Here is a 14,187-nt window from a genome sequence, read left to right on the forward strand (position 1 = left end):
AATCGTTACATAAAAAAGGGGATGCAATAATGTGCATCCCCTTATCTTATAAGAAGTTTTATAGACCTCTAAGGAAGCCTTCTCTTAACGAACTTCATCACGCTTCGCAGTTAATTCTTTAATCGTTTCTCCTTCAACTAACACAGGCTGATAGTAAGTTTCGTTTGGCAAATCTTTTTTGCCCTGCAGCTTTTTAATGATCCAATCCGCCGCGTCGCGTCCCATTTGTTCTTGCGGATGGGTTAACGTTGTTAAATTAATCGTCGCATTTTTAGCGATGTACGAATTGTCTTGACCAATAATTGACAACTTGTCCGGAATGGAAATGCCAAGCTGTCTGCATACATTTACGACTTCTAACCCTACTTCATCGTTATAGCAGACAAGAGCGGTCATTTCGTCTTGATTTTCAGTAAGAAACTCTTTTAAATTAGCGTACAAATCGAGCTTTGTTTCGGTGTTAAAAGACAAAATATGCTCAGGCTGAAAGCGGAGTTTTGCATCACCGAGCGCTTTTATGTAGCCTTTCATTCGGTATTTTCCTTGCAGGTCATCCATTTTGGCAATAAGTCCAATTTGTGTATGTCCTTTTGAAATTAATTCATTTGTGGCAAGGTAGCTTGACTGAACGTCATCTAAACAAAAAAACGGAACCTCTAATTCTTCGTAGTAGGCGTTAATCATCGTAAACGGAACGTCTTGTTCTTTGAATGATAAATAATAAGAGATGTTTGGATTGTACAAATTACTTTTTGTAGGCTCAACAATTAAGCCGTCTACTCCGTAGGAAAGCATCATTTCCAGCGCTTTTTTTTCTTGTTCCACATCATTATTTGTGCTCGCCAGCAGCAGCGAATAATTATCTTTATTTAATCTGCTTTCAATTCCGCGAATGATCGAAGGGAAAATATAGTCGGAAATATACGTGGTAATAACGCCGATCGTTTTGTTGGCAGAAGTCCCGCTCGCTTTGGATTGATACTGATTGCTTACATAGGTGCCAGACCCTTTTTCGCTTCTTAAAAATCCTTCATTCGACAGCTCTAAAATCGCTTTTCGAACCGTATGTCTGCTGACACCATACGTTTCTTGCATGACCGATTCAGTCGGGATTTGCTCGCCAATGCTGTAATCGCCTGAAAGAATTTTGCTTTTTATATCTTCAATAATCACCTGATATTTTGGCTTCATGTTTTCACTTCTTTCGTAGTTGTATACATTCAACTTTTTTTATGTGTAAAATTTGTATGGACATATTTTATCATGAACGTGAATAAATGAAAAGATTTCCGTAATTTTTAATCAAAAGGAAAATGATTTAAGGGTTGAATACCGATTTTTTAAAAGTTTAAGAAGAGAATAGTAGGGTGTTTTGAGTATTTGTGTGCATATATAATTTTATTATTGACAAATGTACGTACAAATAAATATACTTAAGTTGTTAACAAATTCAAACAGCGTTACATAAAACGGAAAGCGCTTCCTTACTGCTATAGGTATCTTTATAGCTATCAGAAAGGAGATTAAACGTGAAAACAACTCAAGAAAGCATAAAACAAGCAATTGCTAAAGGGAAAACGTCCCTTGGGATTGAACTTGGATCTACTCGTATTAAAGCGGTGCTGATCAATGAAAACTTTGAAACGATCGCATCAGGCAGTTATGAATGGGAAAATCTCTTAGAAGACGGTTTTTGGACGTACAACTTACTCGATATTATTACAGGTCTGCAAAGTGCTTACCGTGAAATGAAGCAAGAAGTGGAACGAAGCTACGGGATCACCATTCGAACAGTTGGCTCCATCGGCGTTTCAGCTATGATGCACGGATATATGGCGTTTGATAAAACGGGTGAGCTGCTTGTTCCGTTTCGAACGTGGCGTAATGCAACAACAAGCGAAGCAGCAAAAGAATTAACTGAACATTTTAACTTTAATATTCCTGAACGATGGAGCATTGCGCATCTGTATCAGGCAATCATCAATCAAGAAAAACATCTGCCACGCATCCATTACATAACAACGCTAGCCGGCTATATTCACTGGCTGCTAACGGGCAGTAAGGCGCTTGGCATTGGAGATGCTTCAGGAATGTTTCCAATTGATGAACGCACGCAAAATTACAGCGAAGCGATGATGAAGCAGTTTGACGAGCTCATTTCTTACAAAGGATATTCGTGGCAACTATCAGATATTCTGCCTGCAGTTCATACTTCAGGCGAGCAAGCAGGCACGTTAACAGCGATAGGAGCTAGTATTTTAGATCAATCAAAAAATTTGCAGCCGGGCATTCCGTTTTGTCCTCCAGAAGGAGATGCAGGAACGGGAATGGTGGCGACAAACAGCGTAAGAAAACGCACGGGAAATGTTTCAGTAGGAACGTCCGTTTTTGCGATGATTGTACTAGATAAAAAGCTCTCAAAAGTCTATCCGGAAATTGATTTGGTTACCACGCCCAACGGCAGTCCAGTTGCCATGGTTCATGCGAATAACTGTTCAAGCGACTTGAACGCTTGGCTCGGATTGTTTCGTGAATTTTCGGAGGCGATGGGGCAAAAAGTAGAGTCGGATAAATTATTCCAAGTGATGTTAAATAAAGCGTTAGAAGCTGATCCTGATGGAGGGGGCTTGCTTAGCTACGGCTATTTCTCAGGTGAAAATATTACCGGAGTAGAAAGTGGACGTCCGCTATTTGTCCGGTCAGCAAAAAGCAATTTTAATCTAGCAAACTTTATGCGAACGCATCTTTTTACAGCTTTTGGCGCTTTAAAAATAGGAATGGATCTTTTAGTCAAAGAAGAAAACGTAAAGATTCACAGCATTTTAGCGCACGGAGGATTATTTAAAACGCCGGTAGTGGGTCAAAAAATGATGGCAGCGGCAATTAATACCCCGGTTTCCGTCATGGACACAGCAGGAGAAGGCGGCGCGTGGGGCATGGCTATTCTTTCTTCTTATATGCTCAATAAAAGTGAGAATGAAAGTTTAGAAGATTTCTTGGATAATAAAGTCTTTAAAGAAGTGACCGCACAGGAAATCTACCCTGACGAACTCGATGTAAAAGGGTTTGAAGCATTTATTAAAAGATATAAAAAAGGGCTAGTAATTGAAAAAGCAGCTGCCGAGCATCACAGCGAAGAACGGGAGGAGTTACTGTGCTAGATAAATTAAAAGAAGAAGTATTTCAAGCAAACCTCGATTTGCCAAAACACGGACTGGTCAAGTACACGTGGGGAAATGTAAGTGCAGTTGATCGAGACAGCGGTTTGTTTGTGATTAAACCAAGCGGGGTGACGTATGAAAAAATGACGGCCAAAGATATGGTAGTCGTAGACCTAGATGGCCGCGTGGTAGAAGGTGAGCTTAATCCGTCCTCTGATACACTGACACACGCCGTACTATATAAACACTATCCCGAAATTGGCGGTATTGCTCATACGCATTCAACGTGGGCGACCATTTGGGCTCAAGCAGGGCTTGATGTGCAGGCAATGGGAACGACTCATGCCGATACCTTTTATGGTTCCGTACCGTGCGCGCGCTTTTTGACAGAAAAAGAAGTGAATGACGGATATGAAGTGGAAACGGGCAAGGTGATTATTGAAACGTTTGAAAAGCGCGGTTTAGATGTGCTAGCGGTTCCTGGTATTTTACTTCAAGGACACGGACCGTTCACATGGGGAAAAGACGCCAAAACGGCGGTAATGAACAGCGTCGTATTAGACGAAGTATCCAAGATGAACTTCTTTACACAAAAATTAAACGGGCTGGCTGAAGAGCTGCCGCAGCGCATATTAGACAAACATTATTTACGAAAACACGGACAAAACGCGTATTACGGGCAAGGGAATTAAAAGACTTACATACAGAAAAGGGGATTATCATGTTAAAAACAGCTCAAAAAGAATTTTGGTTTATTGTTGGTTCACAGCACCTTTACGGAAAAGAAGCGCTAGCAGAAGTAAAAGCACACGCGCAAAGTATGACTGATGCTTTAAATGAAAGCGGTGTCTTACCTTATCCGCTTGTGCTGCAAGATTTAGCTGTGAGTGCTGATACGATTACAAGCATGATGAAAGAAGTGAATTACCGAGATGAAGTTGCCGGTGTAATCACGTGGATGCATACGTTCTCGCCTGCAAAAATGTGGATTCGCGGTACCAAGTTACTGCAAAAACCGCTGCTTCATTTGGCAACACAATTTAACGAAAGTATTCCTTGGGAAACAATTGATATGGATTTTATGAACTTGAATCAGTCCGCTCACGGTGATCGTGAATACGGCTTTATCAACGCGCGTTTGAACAAGCAAAATAAAATTGTAGTAGGCTACTGGGAGCGCCCCGACGTACAGCAGCAAATTGCACAGTGGATGGACGTAGCCGCTGCTTATAACGAAAGCTTCAACATTAAAGTCGCGCGTTTCGGTGACAATATGCGCAACGTGGGGGTAACAGAAGGAGATAAAATCGAAGCGCAAATTCAATTTGGATGGACGGTTGACTACTTTGGAATCGGTGACCTTGTTCAATATGTCAATGCCGTTACGGAAGAAGAAATCAATGATTTATTTGCTGAATATGCAGACGCGTATGAATTTGTCTACGGTGATTATTCTGCAGAAGACTGGGAGTCTAGCGTAAAAGTACAGGCAAGCTATGAAATTGCGATTAAACGTTTTCTAGACGAAGGCGGCTACAGCGCTTTTACGACTAACTTTGAAGATTTGTACGGCATGAAACAGCTTCCTGGTCTAGCGGTACAGCGCTTGATGGCACAGGGATACGGCTTTGCCGGTGAAGGAGACTGGAAAACAGCCGCGCTTGACCGCTTGCTCAAAGTGATGAGCCATAATCAGTCAACGGGCTTTATGGAAGACTACACGTATGAATTGGCTCCCGGACGTGAGTCAGTGCTTCAATCACACATGCTTGAAGTAGACCCGACGCTAGCAGTAAACAAGCCAAAACTAATCGTTTCTCCGCTAGGTATCGGTAACCGCGAAGATCCGGCCCGCTTAGTGTTTGACGGTAAACAAGGAGAAGGCGTAGTCGTTTCTATGGCTGACTTCGGCACGCATTACAAGCTGTTAATTAACGAAGTATCGGCATTTGAGCCGGAAGTTCCAGCCCCAAACCTTCCGGTAGCACGCGTGCTTTGGAACATTAAGCCGAACTTTCAAGACGGCGTTAAAGCGTGGATTGAAAACGGAGGAGGCCATCATACGGTTCTTTCATTAAATTTAACTACGGATCAAATTGTGAGCTATGCAAAGCTTGTTGATCTAGAGTACGTCATTATTAAGTAAGCACCACTACTTCCGAGGGAGCACTGCTTCCTTGGAAGTGAAAATATAGCGTCAGTAAAAGAACGCCGTTTTTAGAAACAAATGAAAGCGTTTTAAATAAGTGTGGCAGGAAGCAAAACTAAGACAATACAAAGGGGATATAATCATGAGTAAAGTATCAAGTAAGTTTATCTTCTTCTTCGGCTCATTTGCCGGTATTTTATTCGGTTATGATATTGGGATTATTGCTGGTGCAGAAAGTCATATCCGTGAAGCGTTTCATTTAAGTCCGCTCTGGCTGGGGATTGTGGTTTCATCGCTAATGGGCGGAGCCATTATCGGTTCTATTTTAAGCGGATTATTAGGTGATAAGTTTGGACGAAGAAAGTTAATTTTAATTTCCTCTATCATTTTTCTGTTAGGCTCCATCGGTTCAGCGATTGCACCGGAGGAAATTACGTTAACGATTGCGCGCGTCTTTTTAGGTACAGCAGTAGGAACGGCTTCTTCTTTAGTTCCTGCTTATATGTCAGAAATCGCACCCGCTCATATTCGCGGGAAGCTTTCAGGTTTGAATCAGCTAATGATTGTAATTGGATTATTATTAAGCTATATCGTAGCCTTTATTTTTGAACCGATTCCAAACAGCTGGCGACTTATGCTTGGCAGTGCCGGTATTTTTGCGATCGTCTTATGCATCGGTATGATCAAGCTTCCAGAGTCACCTCGTTATTTAATTAAAAATGGAATGGCAGATAAAGCGCGTGAAGTGCTGCGCACGCTTCGTTCCTCAGCAGCGGAAGTCGAAGCTGAAGTGTCTGAAATTGAAAGCGTAGCTGTGCATGAACAATCAGGCATTAAACAGCTGTTTCAGAAAAAGTTTCGTTTAGCTTTAATTATCGGTGTCGGAATGGCAACTTTCCAGCAGATTCAAGGCTCAAACTCAATTGTTTATTATGCAACAAGCATTGCTCGTCAAGTTGGTTTAGCGCCGCAGGTAGCTGCTGGTTTTACGGTCATCGTTGGGGTAATCTTCGTTGTGACAACACTTATTTTTCTGCAGTTTGTTGATAAATTCAACCGCCGTACCATTCTTACGGTTGGCGGTGCGGGAATGGCTCTTTCCTTTTTTACACCGGCTATTCTTGGAGCAGTAGGCGTTAATGAATCCGTTGTTAACTGGGTTACGTTAATTGCACTTTGCTGCTTTATCCTGTGCTATGCGTTTTCTTGGGCGCCGCTTACGTGGATCATTGTAGGAGAAATTTTCCCGCTTTCTGTGCGCGGAATCGGTGCTGGTATTTCATCTGCCTTTAACTGGACAGGATCGCTTGCAGTAGGGCTTGTGTTTCCTATATTAGCCGATCAGTTTAGCTTAGGTGTGATCTTTTCAACGTTTGGGATCATTTGTATTCTCGGATTATTCTTCATACGCTTTGTAGTTATCGAAACTAAAGGGCGCAGCCTAGAGCAAATTGAAACAGACATGGCAGCTCGTTCTGAAAGAAATTCGTTAAGTCCAGTTGAGCGTAATAAATATGTTTAATTGTCGTAAATGTTTTAAATGTAAGGTGCTGAGATAAAAATATTTTAGCTGAAGTGAAAAACGAACCACTAATCAAAGTGTTTGATTAGTGGTTCGTTTTTTATGGTGAACGCAGGTTTCAGCTGTTTCATTTCTTCTAGCAGTTGATTGGAGAGCAAGGCGAAGACTCCCGCGGGAAAAGCGGAACAGATGAGACCCCGCAGGCGCACAAGCGACGAGGAGGCTCATCGGCCGCCCGCGGAAAGCGAAGCCTTGCACGGAAATCAACTGCGGGGCAACAAGCGGTTCAGCTCATGTCGGCCTTTGTTCGTCTTTGGATTATGCTCCAGCTCTTATTAATAGATACTGAGATTCTAGCTTTTATGTTGTCTTATCCGTGCTTAACAAAATGAAAGAATAGATAAGCTATGGAAACTCATTTAAATGTGCGTTCTGCTTACAAGAAGATAGTGACCTTCATCAGCAAATTTCCATATAAATAAGTAAGCTTGTTTACTTTTAACCAATTTTATTTAGTAATAGGAGGATTAACTAGTTGATGAATTTGACGCTTCATGAACGTTCTGAAAAGTTATTAAAGCAAAGAATTAAACAATTAAATCCGAGAGATCCATTCAACTTTGTTTTTATGGGCGACAGCAGAGGTGACGGACCAAACGATAATTGTTACACGATGAGCGGTGAATTTGAGCTTGTGTTAAAAAAGGCGGTGGAATTGAATCCGCTGTTTATTATTCATGGGGGAGACACCGTGTATACAGGAGAAAAGAGGTATTTGGAGCACTTTGTTAAAGTTGTCGAAAAAATAGCACCAAACATTCCCGTGTTTGTATGCGTAGGGAATCACGATGAATTAAACCTTGAAGAAAGCAACCTCGAAAACTTCAGAGCCACTATCGGAAAAGTGCACTGGGTCATTGATATTCCTGTCTTTAACTTCCGGTGCATCGCATTAAATAATATCATCAGCCCCAAGAATAAAATATATGGATTTACAGATAGAGAGCTGAATTATTTAGAGCAGCAGCTAGAGGATGCTCCTCGTAATACCGTTGTAGCCATGCATGCGCAGCCAAATATTGGCCGGTGGTCAGACCTGGGAGGTTTTCCTGTAACGACTCCTCAAAGTCAAGAATTTTTTGATTTAATTCAAGAACATCGCGTGAAAAAAGTGTTAGTCAGCCACGTGCATGCGTATGACGAGCAGTTTATTAGAAAAAACAGAAACGGGTCGTTTACGCTTGGAAGAGGTACTGATTTTGTATTATCAGGAGGCGCGGGTGCTCCCCTTGATTTTGAACCGCCTTTAATTTTAAATAATTATAATTTTACGGAGTTTTTTGTTAGCCGGTACGACATTTTAGGACCTCTTCTTTGGAAGGATTTTGGACGACCTCGAAGAAGTTGTTTGTAAAAACAAGAAAGTAGAAAGCTAGGTTCAAAAAAAAGAGGCTGGGACAAAAGGGTTTTAGGCGAAATGAAAAATGAACCACTAATCAAGCATCTTGATTAGTGGTTCATTTTTTTATTAGGGTAAACGTAGATTTCATGTGTATAGGTCTTTCTAGCAGGTGATTGGAGGACAAGACGAAGACTCCTGCGGGAAAAGCGGAACACGTGAGACCCCACAGGAGCGTATGCGACGAGGAGGCTCAGCGACCGCCCGCGGAAAGCGAAGTCTTGTACGGAAATCAACTGCGGTGTCACAAGCGATTCAGCTCATGTATCCCATTTGCCTTTAGATTGGATTCACTTGGTTATGTCTCAACCTCTTTTGGAAAACCGTACGAAACCTTGTAGCAGAAGGCTCAGTCAAACGTTATAATAGATAATGAATGATGATATATTCTCTATATTTGTCATATATTTGTATTACATATGTAATTGAAGAAAAACATTCACTTGATATACTGTTTAATGACTTAACTTTATCTTAACATTCACAGTGAAATGCGTGTTTATAGAGGCTTAAAACATACACAGCAAATGGAGGAGCTATCATGGCAAACGAAAAGATGCAAGAAGGACTCAATCGTTTTATTAAGGAAGATTTAAATGACCTTTTAGGTAGACTGTTCCCCCTAATGGACCGAGAATGTGCGGAAGAAAAGAGAATGCTTATCGAAACGGCGGTAGAGTACATCTATTCTTCAGGGTATCATCAAGGAGCAAAAGACTTGATCGAAACACATCGAAAAGATGATTACAAATTATTAAGGCAAAAATTAGCGTCAACGCCTCCTGAAAACTAATTTTTTTGAAATTTCTTTTGACAACATAAATGTAAGGTGTTAAGATGACTCTACATTCAAAATATTATAAACAATTAAAACTCTTATTGAGAGAGGCGGAGGGACTGGCCCTGTGAAGCCCGGCAACCATTTAACAATCTTGTTAAAAAGGTGCTACATCCTGCAAAGCGTACAGCTTTGAAAAATAAGAGAGGATTTCATAGATACTATGCCTCTCTATTCATGATAGAGAGGCTTTTTATTTTATGTGAATATGTTTTGAATGAACAATTTCATAGAAATGCATCAGGTGCTGTGTAACGAATGTACGCAGCTTAAAAGGGAAGACCGGTGAAAAGCCGGCGCGGTCCCGCCACTGTAATGGGGAGCAACTTATTAACCACTGTTTCATGTTGAAATGGGAAGGGATAGGAAGCGATGAACCTAAGTCAGGAGACCTGCCTGTTGTATGCACTTAAGCTCTACGGGATATAGAGAGGAGTGAGGAATACGTGTTGAGAAAAACAGGCTATCTCAACTTTAGTTAAGTATGCGTATCATCTCTCTTTTCATTTCGAAAAGGGAGATTTTTTAGTTTAGCGATAAAAAAATATATAGGGAGTGGAAAAAATGAGCAGTGTAAAAAGTTCAAATGTAGGTTATCCAAGAATTGGTGAAAAACGAGAATGGAAAAAAGCGCTTGAGCAGTTTTGGGCAGGAAAGATAGAGAAAGATATCTTTCTTCAGGAAATTGAAGCTCTTCGTCTTGGGCATCTGAAAAAACAGCGTGACGCAGGAATTGAATTAATTCCAGTCGGCGATTTTAGCTTATACGATCACGTGTTAGATACAGCCGCTATGTTTGGTTTGGTGCCAAAGCGCTTTGAATATAACGGAGGCCCGGTATCCCTTGAAACGTATTTTGACATCGCCCGAGGAACAAAAGGTGCGGTAGCCTCTACGATGACAAAATGGTTTAACACAAATTATCACTATATCGTACCAGAGCTTGACGAATGTACGCCTGCCCTTGTAGAAAATCGTCCGCTTCAATTTTACAAAGAAGCAAAACAAAAGCTGAATATCAAAGGCAAACCCGTTATTTTAGGTCCAGTAACATTTGTGAAGCTGTCAAAAGGATATAAAAAAAGTGAGTTTAAAAAAGTAGTTGAACAGTTTGTTCCTCTTTATGCAACAATCTTAGCGGAGCTGGAGGCAGAAGGGGTCGAGTGGGTACAAATAGATGAGCCGATTTTAGCTACAACGCTATCAAAAGAAGACCTGGCACTGTATAAAGAAGTCTATGAAGCTTTGAAAAAAGCGGCACCGAATGTAAAAGTCATTTTGCAGACGTACTTTGACAGCGTAGATTACTATAAAGAAGTAGTTGCTCTTCCTGTTCACGGAATTGGATTGGATTTTGTACATGACCGAGGCGAAAATCTCACGGCGCTTAATAAATATGGTTTTCCAACTGATAAAGTGCTGGCAGCAGGAGTGATTGACGGACGAAACATTTGGCGTGAAAACTTGGACGAACAGCTTTTAACAATCAGTGAAATTGAAGAAGCTGTATCAAAAGACCGTTTGATTCTGCAGCCTTCATCAAGTTTATTACATGTTCCTGTCACGGTGAAAAGCGAAAAAACCATTGAGCCAATTCTAAAAAACGCGCTGTCTTTTGCAGATGAAAAGCTGAAGGAAATCACGCTTTTAACAAAAGCGGTGCAGCAAGGAAAAGAAGCAATTGAAAAAGAAATAAGTGTAAGCAAACAAGCGATTCAAGCATTAAATGGATCATCTTTTCGAAACCATCAAGACGTTCAAAAAGAGCTGAAGCAGCTGCACAGCTATAAAGCGGAGCGCCAAGCGCCGTTTGACGTACGTCAACGCGTTCAGCAAGAAGCATTTCAACTGCCGCTTCTTCCAACGACAACAATTGGAAGCTTTCCGCAAACAAAAGAAGTGCGAAAAGAGCGTCTGAAGTGGCGTAAAGGAGAGTTAAGCGATGAAGCATATGAAGCGTACATTAACGCTGAAATCAAAAAATGGATTGAAATTCAAGAAAACATCGGCTTAGATGTCCTTGTGCACGGAGAGTTTGAGCGCACGGACATGGTTGAATACTTCGGTGAAAAATTAGGAGGTTTTCAGTTTACGAAGTTTGGCTGGGTGCAATCATACGGTTCTCGCTGCGTGAAGCCGCCGCTTATTTACGGAGATGTCTCGTACGAGCAGGCGATGACAATCAAAGAAACGGTCTACGCACAGTCTCTAACCAATAAGCCTGTTAAAGGAATGCTGACGGGGCCAATTACAATTTTAAACTGGTCGTTTGTACGTGATGATATCTCACGCTACGACGTGGCCAATCAAATTGCGCTTGCTCTTAGAAAAGAAGTGGAAGCACTTGAAAGTCAGGGCATCTCAATGATTCAAGTAGATGAACCGGCGCTGCGTGAAGGACTGCCGTTAAAACGAGAAAACTGGGAAAGCTACTTGAACGCGGCGGTGTATGCGTTCAAACTAGCCACGGTATCGGTGCAAAACGAGACGCAAATTCACACGCATATGTGCTATTCAGAGTTCGAAGAGATTATTGATGCGATCAAAGCGCTTGATGCCGACGTGATTTCCATTGAAACGTCCAAAAGCCACGGTGAATTAATTTATGCGTTTGAAAAACATACGTATAACCAGGGAATTGGACTTGGCGTATATGATATCCACAGTCCGCGCGTACCGAAGCTTGAAGAGCTGACACGAAACATTGACCGAGCTCTGAAGGTGCTTGACCCTGCACTGTTTTGGATTAATCCCGACTGCGGCCTTAAAACAAGAGGAATCAGCGAGACGGTTGAAGCTGTAAAAGTGATGGTTGAGTCTGCAAAACAAACAAGACAAAATTTATTACAAAACGTTTAATAACAAGAAAGTAAAGACCAAGCACTGTAAACGCTACACTGCTTGGTCTTATAGGTTTTTTAAAGGCCAAAAATATCCATTGACACTTCCCGTAGATTTTTGTATCTTTTTAAAGGTGTTTTTAAAATCAGGGAGGTACAACATGAGTAACAACAGCACGCAGCACGTTAAAATTGTAACAGCGGATCCATCAGCGCTAGGCCTATTCGGACTTGCCATGGTGACACTTGTTGCATCGTTTCAAAAGCTTGGGGTAACCGATGGTGTTTCATTGGTATTGCCATGGGCAATTTTTTTAGGCGGGATAGGACAGCTAATTGCGTCTATGCAAGATTTCAAACATAATAATACCTTCGGCGCAACTGCTTTTGGTGCCTTCGGTTTATTTTGGCTAGGTGTAGCTATGACATGGCTTATTCAGCTTGGCGCATTTGGGGAAGCGCTCGCAAAAGAAGCGGATCCGAAGCAGCTCGCATTTGCTTTTGTCGGCTACTTAATTTTCAGCGTTTTTATGACGATTGGAGCAATGGGCACTCATAAAGTATTATTTATTATTTTTGTATTAATTGATTTCTTATTTATTGGATTATCGCTAAGTACATTTGATGTGGCCTATGAATACACACATTTACTAGCAGCAGTCTCAGAGCTATTAATTGCTCTGTTTTCATTCTATGGATCTGCCGCGGCTGTATTAAATACTCACTATGGTCGAGTTGTGCTTCCAGTGGGCAAGCCATTTGGTGCATTTATTAAATAATCAAGACGTTCATTAAACAGCGAAGTAGGGTTGAATTCTGTATGATGCAGAGGTCAATCCTTTTTTGTTTGTGCGTTTTTATATATAGTAGAAAGAGATAGTTATATCTAATAGAAGCTTTTAGAGAAAAAAGAGAAATACATAATGAAAGGAACCGTTTCAATGATTATAAGACAAGTGGATGAAAAAGATTTAAACCAATTAATTACGTTAGAAAACAAAGGCTTTACACCTGAAGAAGCTGCCTCAAAAGAAGCGTTTATCACGCGAATTAAAACCATTCCTGATACGTTTATCATCGCCGAAGAAAATGAAGAAATAATCGGATATGTGAACGGACCCGTCATTTCAGCTCCGTTTATTACGGATGATTTGTTTGAAAAAACGATTTCCAACCCTGAGACAGGTGGTCATCAAAGTATTTTAGGTATCGTTGTAAACCCCAAGCATCATCATAAAGGAATCGCCAGTATGCTGCTAAAAGAGTTTGAAAAACAGGCACGGAACAAACAGCGCGTAACGGTGACTTTAACATGTAAAGAAGAATTGATTCCTTTTTATGAAAAAAACGGATATGTGAATCAAGGAGTTGCGCAGTCCCAGCATGCAGGCGTGCAGTGGTTTAATATGAGTAAGGAGCTTTAATTTTTACGAAAAATAAAATGATATAAAAAAAGCACAAGTTCTCTTTTAATGAATTTGTGCTTTTTTTACTCTTTATTATGTATAATTATTGTAAATATGTAAAAGTGAGGGTGTTTACATGAATAAGTACGGCGTGCTTTCTTTTATACTAGTAATCATCAGCTTTTCATTTTTTATGGTAAGAAGAGGTCCCGGTGTGAATATGTATGTCGATATTGCAGTGCTGGGGATTCTTTCGCTGGTGGGCATTGTTTTTGCGTCTGTGTCGAAAAAATGGTATTCAATTATTGGCGGAGTTGTTTTAAACTTTTGGATGCTTTCATTAGCAGTGTTTTTGTTCGTTGTAGGCATTATAGAAAAGTAAGAAGTGAGGGGTTTTTAACTAATTTTAACAAATGTATAACAATAAGGGAAAAATGGACAGGACAAAAGTATTTTAGTTGAAGGAAGATCCGAACGATGAATTGAGATTCTTAATGAAGAATTAAATTCGTTCGGTTTTTTTTATTGTGATAATGAACATGTGCTTAATCTATTTCGTTGCTTCTAGCGGTTGGTTGGAGGGCAAGGCGAAGACTCCGCGGAAAGCGAAGTCTTGCACGGAAAGCAACAGCGGGATACATCCTCAATCATTTATCCCGTTTGCTCGTCTTTAGATTGAATTAATTTTGTTATATCTCAATCTCTTTTTTAGGTAGGTAAGAGACATTAATTTGTCAAACATATTTGACAGTAACAAGGAAGATAATATAAGATATGGGTGTAAAAAGTTTTTTACATTTTAGAGATGAGTG

Annotated in this window: 13 protein-coding genes and 2 riboswitches; of the genes, 12 read left to right on the forward strand and 1 reads right to left on the reverse strand. The window is 40.7% G+C overall.

What is annotated here, in order from left to right:
* Positions 1 to 84: 84 nt before the first annotated feature.
* Positions 85 to 1,191: a GntR family transcriptional regulator gene (locus ACH6EI_RS06725; RefSeq protein WP_028414728.1), complete on the reverse strand. Its 1,107-nt coding sequence runs from the start codon at positions 1,189 to 1,191 to the stop codon at positions 85 to 87.
* A 338-nt stretch (positions 1,192 to 1,529) separates the two neighbouring features.
* Between ACH6EI_RS06725 and ACH6EI_RS06730 the strand changes: the two genes are divergently transcribed.
* From ACH6EI_RS06730 to ACH6EI_RS06785, 12 genes are all read left to right on the forward strand, one after another.
* On the forward strand, positions 1,530 to 3,161 hold the full coding sequence (locus tag ACH6EI_RS06730; protein ID WP_108674801.1) for a xylulokinase: 1,632 nt from the start codon (positions 1,530 to 1,532) through the stop codon (positions 3,159 to 3,161).
* Complete coding sequence (locus ACH6EI_RS06735) at positions 3,155 to 3,853, forward strand: L-ribulose-5-phosphate 4-epimerase (RefSeq protein ID WP_108674800.1); 699 nt, start codon at positions 3,155 to 3,157, stop codon at positions 3,851 to 3,853. The genes ACH6EI_RS06730 and ACH6EI_RS06735 overlap by 7 nt, the downstream gene beginning before the upstream one ends.
* 29 nt (positions 3,854 to 3,882) lie before the next feature.
* Positions 3,883 to 5,307: an L-arabinose isomerase gene (gene araA, locus ACH6EI_RS06740; protein WP_108674799.1), complete on the forward strand. Its 1,425-nt coding sequence runs from the start codon at positions 3,883 to 3,885 to the stop codon at positions 5,305 to 5,307.
* Positions 5,308 to 5,452: 145 nt separating this feature from the next.
* The gene (locus tag ACH6EI_RS06745; protein WP_108674798.1) at positions 5,453 to 6,832 is read left to right on the forward strand and encodes a sugar porter family MFS transporter; all 1,380 of its coding nucleotides are present in this window, start codon (positions 5,453 to 5,455) and stop codon (positions 6,830 to 6,832) included.
* 143 nt (positions 6,833 to 6,975) lie between these two features.
* On the forward strand, positions 6,976 to 7,224 hold the full coding sequence (locus ACH6EI_RS06750; protein WP_108674797.1) for a hypothetical protein: 249 nt from the start codon (positions 6,976 to 6,978) through the stop codon (positions 7,222 to 7,224).
* A 146-nt stretch (positions 7,225 to 7,370) separates the two neighbouring features.
* A complete protein-coding gene (locus ACH6EI_RS06755; RefSeq protein ID WP_223546690.1) occupies positions 7,371 to 8,246 on the forward strand; it encodes a metallophosphoesterase family protein in 876 nt (291 codons plus the stop codon).
* A gap of 157 nt (positions 8,247 to 8,403) precedes the next feature.
* Entirely contained in the window at positions 8,404 to 8,574 is a 171-nt protein-coding gene (locus tag ACH6EI_RS06760; RefSeq protein ID WP_186806743.1) for a hypothetical protein, read from the forward strand.
* 258 nt (positions 8,575 to 8,832) lie between these two features.
* The gene (locus ACH6EI_RS06765) at positions 8,833 to 9,084 is read left to right on the forward strand and encodes a hypothetical protein (RefSeq protein WP_028414722.1); all 252 of its coding nucleotides are present in this window, start codon (positions 8,833 to 8,835) and stop codon (positions 9,082 to 9,084) included.
* Between the two features lie 80 nt (positions 9,085 to 9,164).
* Positions 9,165 to 9,275, forward strand: a riboswitch (SAM riboswitch).
* 79 nt (positions 9,276 to 9,354) lie between these two features.
* Positions 9,355 to 9,543: riboswitch (cobalamin riboswitch) on the forward strand.
* Positions 9,544 to 9,693: 150 nt separating this feature from the next.
* Positions 9,694 to 11,988, forward strand: coding sequence for a 5-methyltetrahydropteroyltriglutamate--homocysteine S-methyltransferase (gene metE / locus ACH6EI_RS06770; protein WP_108674796.1), 2,295 nt, complete (start codon positions 9,694 to 9,696; stop codon positions 11,986 to 11,988).
* A gap of 142 nt (positions 11,989 to 12,130) precedes the next feature.
* Positions 12,131 to 12,748: an acetate uptake transporter gene (locus ACH6EI_RS06775; protein WP_028414720.1), complete on the forward strand. Its 618-nt coding sequence runs from the start codon at positions 12,131 to 12,133 to the stop codon at positions 12,746 to 12,748.
* A 144-nt stretch (positions 12,749 to 12,892) separates the two neighbouring features.
* Positions 12,893 to 13,393 (forward strand): GNAT family N-acetyltransferase, encoded by a 501-nt coding sequence (locus tag ACH6EI_RS06780; RefSeq protein WP_028414719.1) that lies wholly within the window; start codon positions 12,893 to 12,895, stop codon positions 13,391 to 13,393.
* 118 nt (positions 13,394 to 13,511) lie between these two features.
* Positions 13,512 to 13,757 (forward strand): hypothetical protein, encoded by a 246-nt coding sequence (locus ACH6EI_RS06785; protein WP_028414718.1) that lies wholly within the window; start codon positions 13,512 to 13,514, stop codon positions 13,755 to 13,757.
* Positions 13,758 to 14,187: the final 430 nt, after the last annotated feature.

Origin of the sequence: Priestia sp. JSM ZJ58 (genome assembly GCF_044383985.1) — a bacterium.
GTDB classification, from domain to species: Bacteria; Bacillota; Bacilli; order Bacillales; family Bacillaceae_H; genus Priestia; species Priestia zanthoxyli.

Excerpts from the sequence above, each read along its gene's own strand:
- ACH6EI_RS06780 (WP_028414719.1), top strand. The coding sequence starts at position 12,893 with ATGAAAGGAACCGTTTCAATGATTATAAGACAAGTGGATGAAAAAGAT.
- ACH6EI_RS06725 (WP_028414728.1), bottom strand. The coding sequence starts at position 1,191 with ATGAAGCCAAAATATCAGGTGATTATTGAAGATATAAAAAGCAAAATT.
- ACH6EI_RS06765 (WP_028414722.1), top strand. The coding sequence starts at position 8,833 with ATGGCAAACGAAAAGATGCAAGAAGGACTCAATCGTTTTATTAAGGAA.
- araA (WP_108674799.1), top strand. The coding sequence starts at position 3,883 with ATGTTAAAAACAGCTCAAAAAGAATTTTGGTTTATTGTTGGTTCACAG.
- ACH6EI_RS06745 (WP_108674798.1), top strand. The coding sequence starts at position 5,453 with ATGAGTAAAGTATCAAGTAAGTTTATCTTCTTCTTCGGCTCATTTGCC.
- metE (WP_108674796.1), top strand. The coding sequence starts at position 9,694 with ATGAGCAGTGTAAAAAGTTCAAATGTAGGTTATCCAAGAATTGGTGAA.
- ACH6EI_RS06785 (WP_028414718.1), top strand. The coding sequence starts at position 13,512 with ATGAATAAGTACGGCGTGCTTTCTTTTATACTAGTAATCATCAGCTTT.
- ACH6EI_RS06775 (WP_028414720.1), top strand. The coding sequence starts at position 12,131 with ATGAGTAACAACAGCACGCAGCACGTTAAAATTGTAACAGCGGATCCA.
- ACH6EI_RS06755 (WP_223546690.1), top strand. The coding sequence starts at position 7,371 with ATGAATTTGACGCTTCATGAACGTTCTGAAAAGTTATTAAAGCAAAGA.